Source organism: Photobacterium sp. R1 (assembly GCF_054600795.1).
In genome coordinates this window covers 1-299 of the sequence record NZ_BAAHZP010000384.1, presented here as the reverse complement: position 1 = coordinate 299, position 299 = coordinate 1, and the positions used below count along the sequence as shown (strand labels likewise).

Genomic DNA, 299 nt, shown 5'->3' with positions numbered 1-299 from the left:
ATACCAACACTAACTGTCTGTATTCACTGAGTGATGCGCCGGTCATGTCAGGCATGAGCGGCGGCCCAGTGTTCAATGACGCCGGTGAAATCGTCGGTATTACCGTGGCCATCGTCGATAACCCGGAAGATCTCGCCAACCTGCGCCCGGCTGCGCGATACAGCCAGTTTGTCCCTGCCACACTGATTTTTGACTGGCTGCAGGAGCTGGGTATACGCCCTGTATCCGCCAGCCCGGCGCTGGCCAGCGCCCAGGTCTCGCCTTATGTTAATCGCCTGAACCGCAGTACTGACGTGCCC

General features: G+C 58.9%; 1 pseudogene. It reads left to right on the top strand.

Annotated features, from left to right (window positions below):
- Positions 1–299: pseudogene (locus ACYP03_RS25525) on the top strand (S1 family peptidase); the annotation flags it as partial.